Source organism: Porphyromonadaceae bacterium W3.11 (genome assembly GCA_030434245.1).
In the GTDB taxonomy this organism is placed as follows: domain Bacteria; phylum Bacteroidota; class Bacteroidia; order Bacteroidales; family Porphyromonadaceae; genus Porphyromonas_A.
The window spans coordinates 105,793-119,776 of record JAUISX010000003.1 but is presented as its reverse complement, the minus strand read 5'-3'; the positions used below and the strand labels follow the sequence as shown (position 1 = coordinate 119,776).

The following is a 13,984-nucleotide window of genomic DNA, read 5'->3' as shown; positions in this document are numbered from 1 at the left end:
TAGCATATCTTTTGTCTATAGTAACTTCTATACTCTTAGACGTAATAGCTTTAGAGGGGTAGGAGAGGGAGCTGAGATATGGTGCCATACATTCTGTAGCACCACACGTGATTAGGGTCATCGGGTTTATTGATGCGCTCATCTTTTGCCGATATTTTACTGCCGTAGTCTGTGAGAGTAAACCAGTCCTGTAGTGGGAGTATTAGTAAAAGAGCTCTCGTGCGACGTAGTGCTTTGATGAGTCCAGCAGGTGTTATATCGCTAGTAAAGTCATAGAGCCTTGCTAGTTCACAACGATCCGCTGGTGTAAGTTCGTGCCACCATGCTCTAAGTGAATCCATATCGTGCGTGGAGGTGGTGAGTACGCTCAGCTCGGGGATGGCGTCAGGATGTATGAATTTTTGGCCCAATTGCTTCGGCATTCTAAGTACTTCAAGTGAGAGTATCTCGAATGATGATAATACCTCAGTGATACTCTCCGTCAGTACGCCGAGGTCCTCGGCACATATCAGCATATCACTCGCACTCATGATGTGACTAAGACGCTCAATAGCTGTCTCACGCCATAGTGCTTCATTTCGGAAATGATAGTAGTTCTCCTTAAGGGAGTGATAGCGGATTTGCTGCTGTTCATTAAGTCTTTCCCACCCCGTTCTATGCTCTGGTGCAAGTAGTGGGTGGTATAATCCATTGGCATCCTTATTGAAAAAAGGCTTAAGCTCAAGTACCTCCTGTTCCGAAAAACCCTGTGCTGGAACATAATATCCTAGAGAAGGGTCTGCGGTATAGGCCGGGATGCTCCATATTCGGAAAAAGCCTAAGATGTGATCAATACGGATAGCATCTAGATATTTATTCATTTTGGAGAGCCGTCCTCTCCACCATTCGTAATCCTCCTCATGCATAGCCTCCCAATTATAGGTCGGGAACAGCCAGTCCTGTCCGCGTTCTGAGAATATATCGGGTGGAGCTCCCGCTTCCTTGTCCAAATTAAAGAGATGAGGTGCGACCCATACGTCTTCACTATTACGTTTGACGCCAATAGGGAGGTCTCCCTTCAAAAGGATGTTCCTGAAAGCAGCTTTAAGGCTTGTTTTCTCTAATTGTTTGTATAAGTGGTATTGTCTGAATGCATGTTTGATGACTTCCTGCTCAGCTGGAGTGCCTAGGCAGCTCCTTTTTTCTATCCACTCTTCTCTCGCCATTGAATATGGAGGATATTGATCTACAGGTGTTAGGGGGAGCCTATCGCGGATGGTGCAGAAAAGTGCGTAGGAGAGGAGCTGCTCTTTCTCACTCTCGACAAAGTCCGAAAATGCTTTGTCCTCTTTGTACGAATCTCGGTACCAGAGTTCAAAGCAGTAGTCCATCACCTCCTCTTTGAGTCGGAGAGCTTCTGAGTAATCGAGCTTGGTCAATTTATTGAGTTCTGCCGCTCTCGTTTCCCACTCTGGACGGAGTGGAGAGGCGTGATAATAGGGCAGTTGCCGAACATCCATATACAAAGGATGAATCCCGTACGTACTAATAGCACTATAGGGATATGAGTCTAGGTCACTTCGGGTGAAGGTGGTGTCGTAGAAGGGTAGAAGTTGTAAGATATTCTGCCCATTTATTTGCATCCAGTCCAAAAGTGATGAGACATCCGAGAAGTCTCCCACACCGTATGACCGCTCACTACGAAGAGAGAAGATAGGTACCGCCGTGCCCGTTATTTGCCTTCTTTCCCTTGGCTTAACCTTTTCGAAAAAAGGTGGTCGCTCGTACCGAAGAGTAAAGACTCCGTCATCATCAGGCTCGTAAAGCCTATTTTTACCCTCTTCCCATATCACAGTGCCATCTAGTCGCCTAAGGATGAGTTTATACTCAGTCTTTTTTCTTTCTGGAAATTGGAGAACATAGCCGTTGCGGGTCAGTGACAAAGGGATTGCTCTATCCGTATCCCAGCTCCCACAGGAGGGAATGGCTCCCACCATCAAAAGCTCTTCAGTAAGTGGAGGCATGATATCGAACGCAAATGCATCCCCCGATGTGGTACTATAGGTAGGTATTCGATATCGTGAGATGTCAGGAAGATTGAGGAGATTGGCCAGCGGAGCATCCGTGTATTTGTGCCAAGGGCTAGGCTCTATCCACCGATCGTATATGGCCACCTCACCCTGTAGTGTTTGGGTAGGGAGGTGTAGCCGCAATGTATGCTGGATAAGAGGTTCGGCCCGTAGCAAGCGACTGCCACTAACGAGCCTATAATTGTATCTCAGCTCTGCCGTTTCATCTATAGGCCAATCTATCTGTAATTGCCACAGTCCAGGGTGGGAGGAAGGGGACATCTCGAGGTCATTTCCCTCTTGGTCATACCACCGCACTCGCTCTTCACTATGGTTAGTATTATAATGTATATGAAAGGTGATCCGTAGTTTGCGTGGACCTCCAGCTCTCAACTTCTCCGACATATTTATCCTTACTAAGATTAGTATTAATCCAACGTGTGACGCAGATTAGCAAAGTCAATTCCGAAGCAGACATCCATGCGACGTCCTTCGAGAACCAAGCTGTTATTAGCATCTACCAGCTTGAGACGATCTCTGACATTATTAAGTGGAACGTGAGTGATCTTTCCGGCTCGTTCGGCGATCATGACTCCGAAAATCCCATCAGCAATCAATTGTGAAGCATGCCCACCCATGAGTGTGCATAAGTTGCGGTCAGCTGAGGTAGGGGCTCCGCCTCTCTGCACATACCCTAGTATCGTCTCACGACTATCAATTCCAGCATCTTCACGAAGTTTACGAGCGAGGTATCGTGAGGCAGACTCCCTACTTTCCTCAGGTTGATCCTTCAGCTCATCAAATATAATCCCTTCAGCAACCACAATGATTGCATAGTTCTTGTCCTCTTTATATCTTTTTTTGATAGAGTCAATCACAATGTCTAGGTTGCAACCAAACTCTGGTATTAGGATGACGTCAGCACCGCTTGCCATCCCCGCATGGAGTGCAATCCATCCCGCTTCGTGTCCCATGACCTCTACCACTATCACTCTGTTATGACTTTGTGCCGTGCTATGCACACGGTCTATTAACTCTGTAGCGATAGATACAGCGGTATCAAAGCCGAATGTGATATCTGTTCCGAATACATCATTATCAATTGTCTTAGGAATGCCGATAACGTTAAACCCTAGATCAGCAAGTACAGCGGTGGTCTTTTGGGTACCATTACCTCCGATACAGACGAGGGCGTAGAGGCCCAGCTCATCCCAAGCTTCTTGAAGTTTCTTTACCTCCGACTCATCTTTCAGTAGAGCTTTTCTGAATGCTTTGTCTCGGCTTGATCCCAATACTGTTCCTCCCATACTTAGTAGGCTGGAGAGGTTCTCCATGGTTAGATTGATGTAATCTTGTCTGGTGATTCCTGTGAATCCGCCTTTGAAGCCCAAGACCTCCATGTTATTGGAGACGATAGCTGTTTTGGCGACAGCTCTGATGGTAGCATTAATTCCAGGGGCATCTCCTCCAGATGATAAGATCCCTATTCTTTTCTTCTTCATTTTAGTGTACTGTGCAAAGTTCTAGTAATTTTTTGCTGTTTTTTTTCGCTATGGCAATATACTAAAAATCCTGCACTCCCTTAATCGTATAACAGAGTTTGAAGCCTGTGTTTTATAAGGTATAGGCAGAGTATTTTAAAGGTTCCAATACAATGTTTTAAGAGTACCTATTAAATATTTCAAAAGAGGTAGTAGAGGTCGGAGTAAGCGTTGTGGTAGTATGATATATTTATTGTCTCCTTTTTTATATCATAAAAAAAGATGAAGGGAGAAATGACTTTTTTCGTGAATAAAAGGATGTTTTACCTCTGCATTTTATGAACTTTACTTAAAAAACATTAGATTTGCCTTGTTATACCCCTATGTTGATTGTATTGTGTGGGTTTTTATAGAATGAATAAGAAAAAACAACAAAATAATATTGTATCGGAACCAGCTTTACGTCGCTTGCCGTGGTATCTCGCTTATGTCAAGTTGTTAAACTCGCAGGGCGAGCAAGTAGTATCTTCGACACAGATTGCTAGAAGTACAGGTGTAGAGCCGGCTTTGGTAGCAAAGGACTTGTCTTATGTCTCTTTAGTTGGCAAGACTAGAGTGGGCTATGACGTGAAAAACATGATTGCGGTGCTGGAGGATTTCTTGGGCTTTAATAGACAGCATAAGGCTTTTATCTTAGGAGTCGGTAACCTAGGTGCAGCTCTATTACAGGATAAGGGACTTTCTCTGTACGGGATGGATATTATAGGTGGCTATGATATCTCTCCTGATATATGTGGAACAGAAGTCGGAGGCGTCACCATTAAGCACATGGATCAGATCGCAGAAGATGTGGCAGCAATGAATGTGAAGATAGGTATCATTACTGTCCCTGTGGATAAGGCACAAGAGGTGACTGATAAAATAGTATCCGCTGGGATTGAGAATATCTGGAACTTTACTCCATTTAGGATTATTGTGCCTGATGACGTGGTAGTTCAGAATACTTCTATCTACTCACACTTGGCTGTGATGTTTCATAGGATCAGGGAAGCTAAGGAATAGGAGGATGAAGCTTTTTTTATTACCACCTCTCGGAGAAGATCACAATTTGTCCATTTCTGAGATAAGAGTGCTTCCTGATAATGTCATTATCAATTCGGGAAAGCAGTTATTTAAGCCTGAGTGGATACGTGACCTTTACTACACACCGGTTCTCTTGGTTAGAATGGAGAAGGTGGCGAAGTCGTTAGAGTCAAGGTTTGCAGGGCGATATTATGAGAAGGGAGCACTCGGTCTCTCGTTTATTGCTGACGCGGTCGATGAGGGTATTCCTGAGCAACTCATATACAGCTTTGATGATAGCATAGTGCGTGGGGATGACTGGCGTAATATAGGAGACCTCTCTCAGATGACTTTGAGTGTGGTTCAGGTGGAGGGTGCTACACCCCTTTCTGACAATGCTCTTCCACCACTGGAATTTCCCGATGTCCCAATGATAGAGGAAAGCATTTCGTATATCAGCAAGTACTTTATGCTTAAGATAGGTGATTTGATGGCTTTCCCACTGTGGTCTAGACGTGAACTGATCAGGCCTGAACAGGGCGTTTTTGTCACAGACTCGAATGAAAAAGAGCTCCTCTTCTGTGGAGTTAAATAAAGGATAGATCTATAGTGTTATTATGAAGAAGTTTAGACTATTATCATTTGTCTTGATGGTCGTTGTGATGATTATCCCACTTTATGCACAGTCAAATGATAATTCGTCCGCCAAAGGGCCTGAGTTTTTTAATCCTATAATTACGGGAGGGAACCTTTTTACCATCACGCCAGATGCTAGGTCGGCGGGGATGGGTGAGATTGGCTTGACTACTAGTGCTGATGCGTATTCGCAGTTTCATAATATCTCCAAGCTTCCTTTTATAGATAAGACATGGGGTGTCTCTATTAGTTATACCCCATGGATGAGTGAGATTACTAAGGATATTAATCTCTCATACCTTACGGGATATTATACATGGGGGGCAGATAATGGGCTTAAGCATGCAGTGTCAGCGTCTTTTAGGTATTTTAATATTGGAGAAGGTGTCGCTTTTTTCAACCATCTTTACGAACCGATTGCTATAAAGCCTTATGAGCTGTCTTTTGATTTAGGATATGCATTGCGATTTTATGAGCATTGGAGCGTAGGGCTAGGGATGAAGTATCTTCGTTCGGATTATAACTTTTCATCTCAAGGATTAAAGGGGGTGGTCAATGCTATTTTGTTTGATCTCTCATCCACTTATCAGACTAAGTTTGCTTGGGGGACAGATCGGATCGCTACCCTAAGGGCGGCTTTAGCACTTAATAACTTGGGAGGTAAGATGAGTTACGACGGGGGTAAGAGTTATTTGTACTCACCAGCTATCTTCAGATTAGGAGTCGGGGTGAGTAGCGAAGTGGAGCCTCTGCATAAGGTAGGTGTGCACTTCGAAATGAGTAAAATGATGGCTCCGACCTATCCCATGCGAGGAGAGGATGATTATGAGGAACACCTTAAGAAGTATAAGGAACAGAGTGCTTTATCAGGTATCTTCAACTCTTGGAGCGATGCACCTGGTGGTTTCTCAGAGGAGCTAAAGGAGATGATATTTTCGATAGGAGCTGAGTATATCTATGATGATAGGTTCTTTGCTCGTGCAGGTTATAGACATCAGGATAAAAGTAAGGGTACTGGGGCTGGATTTACTCTTGGAGCAGGATTGGAGTATAAGATGCTAACGTTTGATTTTTCATATTTTCTAGCTTCTCAGGCTAAGTCTCCACTGAATAATACGTTACGCTTCACATTAGGTATAGACTTCTAACCGATCGATGATGATGAGTAAAATACCAGTTAGAGTAGGATCGGGATATGATGTCCATCGTTTTGAGGAGGGTCGTGAGCTTTGGTTGGGTGGGATCCTTATCCCTTTTGAAAAGGGACTAAAGGGACACTCTGATGCTGATGTCCTTCTTCATGCCATAGCAGACGCTATGCTGGGAGCTCTCGCTCTTCGTGATATCGGCTATCACTTCCCAGATACTAGTGAAGACTTTCTGGGTATTGACTCTAAGGTGCTTCTAGGTAAAGTTAACGAGTTGATTGGAAAATCTGGCTATCGGATTGGCAACATAGATGCTACTATCGTAGCTGAACGGCCTAAAATCAATCCTCATATCCCTAAGATGCAACAAACTATTGCTGAGGTGTTGGCTATTGAGCCAGATCAAGTATCCATAAAAGCGACTACCAATGAGAGGATGGGGGCTATCGGAAGGGAAGAAGGAATCATGGCACTTGCGACGGTACTGCTGTATGCCTAATGAGTTTTTGCTGAAAACGATATCATATAGACTCACGTTTGATAGAATTTCCTTAAATTGCATTTGTGTAAGTCTCATCTTCTTGTTTATCTTTTGTGTTTCAACTTTTCAAAGATAACATTCTTGGGACTTACACACTTTTTCGGGACAGTATCTAATTTATAATCACACTGAAATATTAAATTATTTATGAAAAATGACATGTTGATTAATTTAGTTGCATGCGATCCTAAAATTGGAATAGAGAATATTGATGAATTAGAAATTATTGGTGTCCGATAAATATAAAAAGAGGTTCTGCCTAATAGAGCAGAACCTCTTCGCTTGTTATTAGAGCTAGTTTAGAAAAGGGTCTTAAGAGTCTTTTCTAATGCCGTAAATGTTTTGTCAAAATCCTCTTTTGTGTGTGCCGCAGAGACGAAGATAGCTTCGAACTGTGATGGAGGAAGGTAAATTCCTTCCTGAATCATGGCACGGAAGTACTTAGCGTAAAGCTCTGTATTGCATGCACGAGAGCTTTCCGCATCTGTTACAGGCTTATTGGTAAAGAAGATTGTTGATAGTGTCCCAGATATGTTGTATTGGATATGCTCACTGTATGGAGCTACTATCTCTTTGACTCCGTCGGAAAAGTATTGTCCATTCCTTTCAATCATTGGGTAAGTCTCTGGCCGCTCTAGCATTTTTAGCATTGCTAATCCTGCTGAGAGTGCTAGTGGATTGCCTGAGAGTGTCCCAGCTTGATAGACAGCACCTATTGGGGATAGCTTAGACATAATCTCACGCTTCCCACCAAAGGCTCCCACTGGTAATCCTCCGCCAATAATCTTGCCCAGGCATGTTAGGTCAGGATCGATACCATAATATTTTTGGGCCCCACCCTTGGATAGTCTTAATCCTGTGATGACTTCATCAAATATCAGTAAAGCTCCTTCTTTTGTACACAGTTCTCTTAATTCCTTTAGGAAACCATCCTTTGGAAGGATGACTCCCATGTTGCCCATGACAGGCTCTAGGATGACGGCGGCTATTTTCTCTGGGTGAGCTTCGAACAGAGCCTTTACACTATCAATATCATTGTAGTTAGCGATGAGCGTCTCACTAACCGCACTCTTAGTCACTCCATTATTTTGGACTGACGCAAATGTTTGGACCCCACTACCGGCCTGAACGAGGAATGCGTCAGAGTGCCCGTGATAGCAACCATCAAACTTAATTATCAGAGGTCGTTCAGTATATCCGCGAGCTAGACGGACGGCACTCATGGTCGCTTCTGTTCCAGAGTTCACCATTCTGACCATATCCATGGAAGGGAAAAACCTCTTGATAGTCTCCGCCATTTCAATCTCAAGGGGGATGCAAGCCCCAAAGCTAGTACCCTTGGATGCTGTAGTATTTATAGCCTCAATGATTTCTGGCTTTGCATGACCCAAGATATGTGGTCCCCATGAGGAAACGAAATCAATAAATTCGTTACCATCAACATCAAAGATATGACCTTCCTCTCCTCTCTCAATATATAGAGGTGACATTCCTACGGACTTAAATGCACGTACAGGGCTATTGACTCCACCAGGAATATGCTTCTCTGCTTCAGAAAAAAGATTTTGAGATTTATTAAAGTTCATCTTCATAATTGATTAGAATTTTCCTTCGTTCAATAGTTTGGCAGCCTCCTTAGCGTGATAGGTTAGAATCATTTTCGCGCCCGCACGACGAATGGATAGCAAGCTTTCCATCATTACACGATCGTGGTCTATCCAGCCCTTAGCTGCTGCAGCCTTAATCATAGAGTACTCACCACTAACATGGTAGGCAGCTAATGGTAGATCACATCTCTGAGACGCTTCATGAAGGATATCTAAGTAAGCCATGGCGGGCTTCACCATAATGATGTCTGCACCCTCGATTATATCTTGCTCGATCTCCCTCATGGCTTCACGTCCATTTGCTGGGTCCATTTGGTAGCCTCTTCTATCACCAAAGGATGGAGCTGAGTCTGCAGCATCACGGAAAGGTCCGTAGAATGAAGAACTAAACTTAGCGGCGTAGGACATGATCGGAATGTTCGTAAATCCTGCTTCGTCCAGCCCCTGACGAATAGCAGCTACACGGCCATCCATCATATCTGATGGAGCGACCATCTTAGCTCCTGCTTGAGCCATGCTCACTGACTGTTTTACCAAATATTCGAGAGTAGCATCGTTATTAACCTCGTGCCCGTTCAAGATTCCACAGTGTCCATGGTCGGTGTACTCACACATACAGATGTCTGCAATTGTCACGAGATCAGGTAACTCTTCATTAAGAGCCCTCATCGCTTGCTGTACGATTCCATGCTCATCAAGAGCCTCGCTACCTATAGCGTCCTTATGATCAGGGATGCCGAATAGTATGACACTCTTTACCCCTTCAGCATAGATTTCCTTACACTCCTCTACCAGCTTATCGACAGATAGATGATACTGTCCTGGCATGGATGGAATTTCTTTCTTGTACCCCTCGCCATGGACCACAAATAGTGGGTGAATGAAATCAACAGGTCTCAAATGTGTTTCGCGAACCATATCCCGTAGGTTTTCGGTTGCTCTAAGTCGTCTAAGTCTTTGTTCTGGAAACATAGTCTTTATCTCTTTATATTTAGTTTTTATATTATATAGTTCTTTGTTATCGTCCTGATAATATCTATCTCATGTGGGCTGTCGCTTTCATGTATCTCGATCCAACCTTCTTTCTCCAGTTCTTTCGTTGTCACAGGTCCTATACTAAATGCTAGTGGCCTTGAAGAGGAGACCTCAGACCATGCACGTACGCCGCTCGGGCTATAAAAGAGAACCCACTCCGGAGGAGTCTCAAGTAGCGATAATTGACGCTTCAGTTCAGGGTTAGACTGTACCTCATAGGTGACTAGTCGGGTATATTCGAAGCCCTTCTCCTTGAAGAAGTCATACAGGTAATGCCCGGCAATATTGCTACTTGGCTGTATGATATGAAATTGTTGGGTCTGAACCGTGATGTACTGTAAAAGCTCTGGTGCCATCCCCCTTGCGTTTTCTATAGGACTTGTAAAGTGAGGCTCATGACCAATGTCGCATAAGGCTTTAGTGGTCGCAAATCCGATAGAGGCAATCAATGCCTCCTTAGGTAGTGTTGCTTTTTTGAAGAAGATCTCCACATTCCTAGGGGATGTGAAGAGATAGAGCGGAGTCTTTCTGGGAGTTGGGAGTTCAAAGGGAACCTCTATAGTAGTAATAAAAGGAATGCATCGCACTTCAAGACTATGAAATGTGGCAGAAAGTTGATCTCTTATCTGCTTACTTCTCATTAATTCACGACCTATTATGGCGAACTTTCCTTTACTCATAATTATTTGATACTTGCTTTAAGTTTTTCCGAAAAAGACCTCAACTCCTCATGTAAGTTATCTATCTCGCATATGGTCTCAAGGCGACTAGCTCTATTAAGATCTTGGCTAGCAAAAACAGCTGATAGCTTAATCTTCTCCTCATTAATTACCTCGCATAAAGCACCTAGAGGGAGTGCACACCCACCACCTAGTGCTAGGAGTAGTTGTCTCTCTGTGCTGGTCTCCAACATTGATTTCTCGTCATTGATGAGGGACGCATAATGGCAGGCCACCTCATTAGATGTAGCACACTGTACAGCTACGGATGCTTGCCCTGGTGCCGGAAGCATACTATCAAGTGGCAGGTACATAGCGACTTCGTCTTGGAGTCCAAGTCGCTCAATACCAGCAGCAGCCATTATGAGGCTATCATAATCCCCATCCCTAAGTTTTTTTATTCGGGTCTTAACATTGCCTCTAATAGGTTGATACTTAGTAGAGTCATCTAATAAACTCTTCAACTGAGCCACACGTCTAGGGCTAGAAGTGCCGATGAGGTGTCCAGAGAGGTCTGATAACTTCTCTATCTTATGATTGGATAGAACTACGTCTCGAGGGTCCGCACGCTTAAGGACGGCACTTAGGGTTAGTCCCTCCTCCATATCTACTGGTAAATCTTTGAGACTATGCACAGCAAAGTCTATTTCTCCTGAGCGAAGATCTCGTTCTAGCTCTTCAGTAAATAGTCCTTTCGATAGATTATTAGAGTGCAGAGCAATCTCCAGCCGTTCATCTCCACGAGTAGAGATTATTTTGACCTCCACTTCCTTGTCGCATACAGCCAATAACGCATCACGAACGGTGTAAGCCTGCCATAACGCCAGTTCGCTACCCCTTGTCCCTATGATTAATTTATTGTCGATCATGTGGTTAGAATTTTCTTAAGAGCATCTGCATACATGGTATCTTTCGTCTCATCTACCACATGGCGTAGTCTCGCAATCATGGTTGATGAATATGCTTTGAGTAGCTGCTTATTGTATGATTTGAGTGCTGACATAGTCTCTTCATCTAGTCCACTCACTTTATTATATTCATTATCTAGGAAGCTCTCAATGTCATCTTTGATAATGCTATAGACATCCCTTATTTGTTGAGTTTTGAGCCAAGTTAGGTACTCCTCAGTTGTTTCATTAACCAGAGTGACCACCTCTTCGGGTATGATATTAGACACAGGGTTGTCTTTATCATCGAGGTCATCAAGGCAGTATAGCTGAACGCCCTTCACGGTTCCGACATCTTCCGATACATTACGTGGGAGGCCGAGGTCGAAGATAGAGAGATCCTTAATCGTTTCTACTAGAGTAGTCCTTGTTATGATAGGAGATGAAGCACTTGTAGCGACCCATATATAATCAATTCCAGTCATCGCTTCATTAAGCTCATCTTCACTGTAAATGTCCGTGATACCATAGGCTTCTCCAAATTTCTCAGCACGTTCGGGGGTCCTATTGTAGAGGCGGACCTCATTAATCTTCATGGCACGAAGGGATTGTATCAGGGTCACTGCCATCTGACCAGCACCAAGGATTAGATGCTTACGACTTTGAAGTGTTTCGACACCATGCTTGTCTGCTAATAGCGTTACGGCTGCACTTCCCGCAGACTTATTCACAGCAAAGATCTGTTGTGAACTCCTTACCTTCTTTGCTACCTCATACGCTTTATCAAATAACCTAAGGAGGCTATTTGTACTATTCCCACTCGTTCTCGCTATTTGTACCGCTTCCTTGATTTGTCCCAAGATCTGGGTCTCCCCACGAACCATACTAAGATAGCCAGATGCTAGATAGAATAGATGGTGAATCGCTTCTTCATGTGAAGTGAATTCAAAGTACTTATTATGAGTATTTGGCAGTCTCTTGTATTCAAGCACAAAACGACCTAGATGCTCTTTAAGTTCATGTGGTGCTAGTGAGCTTTCTACAAAAAGAGACATCCTATTACAGGTTGAAAGCAATACACCGCCCTTGATTAGACCTATAGAGCGTGTACGTTTCAGAAAGTCGCTTGCCTCGCTTGGCTCAAAGGCCAACGCCTCTCTAATATTTATCGGAGCGGTAGTGTGGTTAACCGTTAGAGTAGCTATCGTTAGTTGTTCTGATTGTTCTGATGTATTATCTATCTCGATATTTGAATTCATCCTATCTATTTATATTTGAGCTATATCCAATAATATGACTGTTACAGAAGTGTTGCAACAAAATTAATAAAAATAATGGCCATCCCTATCACTATGATTAGTGAAAAAGCTTATCTAGCCTATGGAATGCGTTTTTTCAAGAAGCTGAATAGGTTGATCAATAGATACGCTAAGATTGCGATGGCAAAACCTGTGAATCGCCACAAAATTACTGATACGAGACCTATCACAATGACAGCACCAACTTTTATTAATTGTTTCTTCTTAGCCGATGGATCCTTATCCGAACTCCCTTTTAGTGAAAACATCGGGACTTCGCTGATAAGTAAGTAGCTCATCAATAGTAATGTCACCACGTACATGGGATAGACCTTATACTCTGTCATGATGGGGAGGTGCATGATCTGCGAAGAGTGCGAGAAGGTCCAGTATGCCAATCCCGCAAAAAACAGTGCATTTGCTGGGGTTGGGAGTCCAATGAAGGAGGTCGTCTGTCTAGAGTCGTTATTGAACTTAGCTAGGCGGTACACCGAAGCTGGAACGATGATAAATGCAATTTGCGGTACGTGAAATCCTATCGCCGCCAAAGCCACGGACATCATCGCTGCTGGTGCCATCCCGAATGAGATAACATCAGCCAGGGAGTCAATATCCTTTCCTAATGGTGAATAGACTTTCATCGCTCGTGCTGTAAAGCCATCAAAGAAGTCAAAGATGGCACTTGCTAGCATAAAGTAGATGGCTAATGGAATATTGCTATCAACAAGAGCATAATAGGTGGCTATACTTCCGCACAGGGCGTTGAGTAAGCTGATTAGATTGGGTATATGCTTTTTGAGTTTCATTACAATATCGAAATATATTTATAATCTAGCAATCACATCTCTATTGCCTCTGACTTGGTTGTCCAGATGGACTAAAACCTCACTACTTAGAGGGAGGTACAGATCTACACGCGAACCAAATTTGATGAACCCTAAGGGGTCCCCGATTTCGCAATCGTCACCTACCTCAGCGTATGTGACGATTCTTCGAGCTACCGCACCAGCCACTTGACGGATCAGGATTTCATCCCCTTCGGGAGTCTCGAATACTACGCTAGAGCGTTCGTTCTCTACACTACTTTTAGGCAGATATGCCGACATGAATCGACCTTCGTGATGCTTTAGGTAGGTGATCTTCCCCTTTACTGGTACCCATTGTGCATGAACGTTAAATATAGTCATAAAGATGGATACCTGTATGCATTCTCGCTTTAGCACCTCCGGTTCGTAAACCTTCTCAATGACCACAACCCTACCGTCCGTTGGGCAGATTACAAACCCTTTTGGGTCTAGTGGAAATCGCCTGTTCGGAAATCGAAAAAAGTTGATGCTGAGCCCTATTAATACTATGGTAATGGGCATCCATATCCAAAAAGCAACTTTGCTCTCAAATGCATAGTAGAGGTAGGCATCTGAGATGAAGAAAAGGATGATAATGCTCACTAAGAAGCTAGTCCCCTCCTCGTGCATCTTAAGACGCTTGTATCTTCTTCTAGAAGGTTTCGACATCTCTATCT

Annotated in this window: 13 protein-coding genes; 4 read left to right on the top strand and 9 right to left on the bottom strand. The window is 43.6% G+C overall.

The annotated features are described in order from the left end of the window. Positions 1 to 50: 50 nt before the first annotated feature. Positions 51 to 2,453 (bottom strand): 4-alpha-glucanotransferase, encoded by a 2,403-nt coding sequence (locus tag QYZ87_05500; protein MDN4753987.1) that lies wholly within the window; start codon positions 2,451 to 2,453, stop codon positions 51 to 53. 23 nt (positions 2,454 to 2,476) lie between these two features. Continuing rightward, positions 2,477 to 3,550, bottom strand: coding sequence for an ATP-dependent 6-phosphofructokinase (locus tag QYZ87_05495; GenBank protein MDN4753986.1), 1,074 nt, complete (start codon positions 3,548 to 3,550; stop codon positions 2,477 to 2,479). 393 nt (positions 3,551 to 3,943) lie between these two features. Here QYZ87_05495 and QYZ87_05490 point away from each other — a divergent pair, with 393 nt between their 5' ends. From QYZ87_05490 to ispF, 4 genes are read left to right on the top strand one after another with little or no spacing between them, the layout of a single operon-like run. Beyond that, positions 3,944 to 4,591: a redox-sensing transcriptional repressor Rex gene (locus tag QYZ87_05490; GenBank protein MDN4753985.1), complete on the top strand. Its 648-nt coding sequence runs from the start codon at positions 3,944 to 3,946 to the stop codon at positions 4,589 to 4,591. A 4-nt stretch (positions 4,592 to 4,595) separates the two neighbouring features. Further along, a complete protein-coding gene (locus QYZ87_05485) occupies positions 4,596 to 5,186 on the top strand; it encodes a hypothetical protein (GenBank protein ID MDN4753984.1) in 591 nt (196 codons plus the stop codon). Between the two features lie 22 nt (positions 5,187 to 5,208). After that, positions 5,209 to 6,375 carry a type IX secretion system outer membrane channel protein PorV gene (gene porV, locus QYZ87_05480; GenBank protein ID MDN4753983.1) on the top strand — a complete coding sequence of 389 codons (1,167 nt, stop codon included), beginning with the start codon at positions 5,209 to 5,211 and terminating at the stop codon, positions 6,373 to 6,375. Between the two features lie 22 nt (positions 6,376 to 6,397). Then, positions 6,398 to 6,874 (top strand): 2-C-methyl-D-erythritol 2,4-cyclodiphosphate synthase, encoded by a 477-nt coding sequence (gene ispF, locus QYZ87_05475; protein ID MDN4753982.1) that lies wholly within the window; start codon positions 6,398 to 6,400, stop codon positions 6,872 to 6,874. A gap of 341 nt (positions 6,875 to 7,215) precedes the next feature. Here the strand turns inward: ispF and hemL are convergent, their stop codons facing one another. From hemL to QYZ87_05440, 7 genes are all read right to left on the bottom strand, one after another. Next, a complete protein-coding gene (gene hemL / locus QYZ87_05470) occupies positions 7,216 to 8,502 on the bottom strand; it encodes a glutamate-1-semialdehyde 2,1-aminomutase (GenBank protein ID MDN4753981.1) in 1,287 nt (428 codons plus the stop codon). 12 nt (positions 8,503 to 8,514) lie between these two features. Continuing rightward, positions 8,515 to 9,495, bottom strand: a complete 981-nt coding sequence (gene hemB, locus QYZ87_05465) for a porphobilinogen synthase (GenBank protein MDN4753980.1) — start codon at positions 9,493 to 9,495, stop codon at positions 8,515 to 8,517. A gap of 26 nt (positions 9,496 to 9,521) precedes the next feature. Then, positions 9,522 to 10,238, bottom strand: a complete 717-nt coding sequence (locus tag QYZ87_05460) for a uroporphyrinogen-III synthase (GenBank protein MDN4753979.1) — start codon at positions 10,236 to 10,238, stop codon at positions 9,522 to 9,524. A 2-nt stretch (positions 10,239 to 10,240) separates the two neighbouring features. Then, positions 10,241 to 11,146, bottom strand: coding sequence for a hydroxymethylbilane synthase (gene hemC / locus QYZ87_05455; protein ID MDN4753978.1), 906 nt, complete (start codon positions 11,144 to 11,146; stop codon positions 10,241 to 10,243). Beyond that, complete coding sequence (hemA, locus tag QYZ87_05450; protein MDN4753977.1) at positions 11,143 to 12,423, bottom strand: glutamyl-tRNA reductase; 1,281 nt, start codon at positions 12,421 to 12,423, stop codon at positions 11,143 to 11,145. Before hemA ends, hemC begins: the two co-directional genes overlap by 4 nt. Positions 12,424 to 12,542: 119 nt before the next feature. Continuing rightward, the gene (locus QYZ87_05445) at positions 12,543 to 13,268 is read right to left on the bottom strand and encodes a CDP-alcohol phosphatidyltransferase family protein (protein MDN4753976.1); all 726 of its coding nucleotides are present in this window, start codon (positions 13,266 to 13,268) and stop codon (positions 12,543 to 12,545) included. 18 nt (positions 13,269 to 13,286) lie between these two features. Then, complete coding sequence (locus tag QYZ87_05440) at positions 13,287 to 13,976, bottom strand: phosphatidylserine decarboxylase family protein (GenBank protein ID MDN4753975.1); 690 nt, start codon at positions 13,974 to 13,976, stop codon at positions 13,287 to 13,289. Positions 13,977 to 13,984: the final 8 nt, after the last annotated feature.